The sequence below is a fragment of the Eudoraea sp. genome (genome assembly GCF_049669105.1).
Classification (GTDB): Bacteria; Bacteroidota; Bacteroidia; order Flavobacteriales; family Flavobacteriaceae; genus Eudoraea.
The window spans coordinates 1-3139 of record NZ_JBATKE010000079.1; the positions used below are offsets into that span (position 1 = coordinate 1).

Consider the following 3139-nt stretch of genomic DNA (forward strand, 5'->3'; position numbering starts at 1 on the left):
CAAACTTTTGAATCCCCTTTTGGGATAAAAAAAATAATTTATGCTGATTGGATTGCCAGTGGAAGGTTATACCGTCCAATTGAAGAAAAGTTGCTTAATGAAATTGGGCCATTTGTAGCTAATACACATACGGAAACTTCTGTTACCGGGTCTGCTATGACTCTGGCTTACAAAGAAGCCCGTACCATTATTAAAGAACACGTCAACGCTTCAGATGAAGATGTCCTAATAAATGTTGGGACAGGAATGACAGGAGCCATAAATAAATTTCAAAGAATTTTAGGGTTAAAGGTAGCAGAAAATCTCAAAGCGCATACAAATTTACCTGAAGCCATTAAACCGATAGTTTTTATTTCTCACATGGAACACCATTCAAATCAAACTTCATGGTTAGAAACTATAGCGAAGGTAGAGGTAATTCCTTGTAATTCTGAAGGTCTTATTTGTTTTGATAGTTTTCGGAAACTACTTGTGAAATATGAACAATATCCAATAAAAATTGCATCTGTTACAGCCTGCTCGAATGTGACCGGTATTATTACAGATTATTCTGAGGTAGCAAAACTTATTCATAGTTATAATGGCTTATGTTTTGTAGACTTCGCCTGCTCCGCGCCTTATGTATCAATTGATATGCACCCAAAAGACAAAGAGGCCTATTTGGATGCTATCTTCTTTTCCCCACATAAATTTTTAGGCGGCCCAGGAGCTTCAGGGGTTCTCATTTTTAATAAAAAATTATATAAAAATCTGATTCCGGATAATCCCGGTGGCGGAACGGTGGCCTATACAAACCCATGGGGAGACCATGACTATATTGACGATATTGAAACCAGAGAAGACGGAGGTACTCCAGGTTTTCTGCAGACCATAAAAACTGCTATGGCTATACGGCTAAAGGAGCAAATGGGAACAGAAAATATATTGGCGAGGGAACATCAGATCATTGACCGAATATTTAAAAAATTATCAAATATTCAGAATATACATATACTAGCCCAAAGGCACAAAGACCGATTAGGGGTTTTCTCTTTTTTTATAGATGATGCCCATTATAATTTGATTGTTAAATTACTCAATGACCGATATGGGGTACAGACCCGTGGTGGATGTTCCTGCGCAGGAACATACGGCCATTATTTATTAAATGTTGACCTGTCTACTTCAAAAGCCATTGAACAAAAAATTCTGGAAGGTTGCCTCATTGAAAGGCCAGGTTGGGTGCGCATGTCTGTACACCCGATAATGACCGATAAGGAAATAGATTTAATTTGTGAGGCTATAAAGCAAGTTGCATTGCATCATAACGAATGGAGCAAGGATTATGAGTACAATAGCCTGAAGAATGAATTTATATATAAGGATAAAGAACCTGCAGAAAAGGCTATTACAGCTGAATGGTTTAATATTAAATAAAACTGAGCAGGATTCTCATTTAATAATTGAAACCTACTCAGTTTCAGCACTAAGTCAGACTTAGCAGATGTTCCGGTTGATCTTTGTTTAGACTAGGTTAAACCAATTCTTCATCTTTCTTTTTTATGGTTTCCACATACTTGTCAATTAAGTCCGGTACTTTTTCAAAAGCGGCGGCCAAACCATGAGCTTTTCCTGCTTCAAGGAAAGAGATTTCATCTCCTTTGGTTACCAAAAAACCTATTGGTTCGATTCCTACCCCGGCTCCGGCACCCATTCCCTGACCTTTTTTGGATTTTGCTTCCGTACCTTCTCCTCCTCCTGATCCAAATCCCATACCTACCTTTATAACAGGTACACATTTAAATTCTCCTAATTGAAATTGTTCGCCAACAACAGTTTCAGTTTTTGCTTCAGTTTTGATAAAATCTGTGATTTTACCTAAAAATTCTTCAAAATGTAATTCCATGATAAATTTTTTAAAAGTTAATAAATGATTTAATAATGTTTATGGGCCTGCTTTGCAGGTGTAAAACCATGTTCACTCTGCCTTCAAAATTTACTTGAAAAGTGCCTACATGGTGATTCAATAAAGCAAATGCAGGATACAATTTTGCATTTTGTATACAATTACCTGTATCTATATCTAGTATTAATTTCTTGACTTTAAATGATTTTATTACTTGCAGCCCCCTTTTAAAGTTTGACTTAAAATTTCGCATCTTTCTGGATTTTGCCTCAACCTTTTTCTTCTGTTCCTTTTTCTTTTTTCTTAAAGGATAGAAGTAAAACCGCATAAATAGCGTATTTAACTTAATTCGCAAGAATTCTTTTTCATGTCCTTCTAAGGCGACTTTAGCCAAACCCCAAATTCGAATAAAGTATTGGTTTTTAGTACTATTTATAACAATATCCAGAGGAACAAATAATAGATACAGTATAAGTAAAAATAAAAGTATACCGAAAAAGGCCCAGAGCATCGTTTAATGTTTATGCAAAGGAAATGCAAAACGTATTTTTTGGCAATGATTTGAATCATTCCACTGCACTATCTAGTAAAAAATTTTAAGATCAATTTTTTCTGTAGATGATCAAAGGCATAACTAAGGTCAACCAGCATAAATGGTATTTTTAAATAATTACATCGCCTGATCCATTAGTGATGAATAATTATTTTATGAGTTGGATTTATAATATCCCTTTTCAGACAGAAGTTTCTTAACATTATACCAAAAAACTTTCAAGGCGAAATTTGATTTTTCTGAACTAGTTGAAACCTCTAAAAGAGAGGTCTTAATTTCTTGGACTTCGCTATTCAAGTGGGCATTCAGGGGATCATGATAATAGGCCATTGCCCATTCATTGAATGTCCGGAAATTCGTTTGACCCTCTGAGAGTATAGTAAAATGATCATGGCGATCATCCAGCTCAATCTTATTAATTAATGTCTTCACAAGCGGCTTTTCTCCCTCAAGAATTTGCAGGAAATAACCGTTATTATATATCAGACAACCTGTTATGTCATGGGCTGCATTATATTGTGTTGCCTGTGTAATGATTTCTTCAATTTCTGAAATGGAAAGTCCCGGCTTAGCTACTGAGCTGTATGTTATCTGAAAAACCATATTGTGGTGTACTGTTTGCAAATCCTGTTAATTATTTAAAGTTTTATATTCTGCGTTAAGTTGGGGAAACATCGCTGTATCCAGCTGTTTGCATTTGT

The 3139-nt window shown here is 35.5% G+C and carries 3 protein-coding genes; 1 reads left to right on the forward strand and 2 read right to left on the reverse strand.

The window, feature by feature from the left end; genetic code table 11:
* The coding region (locus WBM60_RS06745) for an aminotransferase class V-fold PLP-dependent enzyme (RefSeq protein WP_424282895.1) at positions 1-1416 on the forward strand (1416 nt) is incomplete at its 5' end.
* A 97-nt stretch (positions 1417-1513) separates the two neighbouring features.
* Here WBM60_RS06745 and WBM60_RS06750 read toward each other — a convergent pair.
* Both WBM60_RS06750 and WBM60_RS06755 read right to left on the reverse strand, forming a co-directional pair.
* Complete coding sequence (locus WBM60_RS06750; protein WP_424276369.1) at positions 1514-1885, reverse strand: GerW family sporulation protein; 372 nt, start codon at positions 1883-1885, stop codon at positions 1514-1516.
* Between the two features lie 706 nt (positions 1886-2591).
* Entirely contained in the window at positions 2592-3062 is a 471-nt protein-coding gene (locus WBM60_RS06755) for a BLUF domain-containing protein (protein ID WP_424261891.1), read from the reverse strand.
* Between the last annotated feature and the right edge of the window lie 77 nt (positions 3063-3139).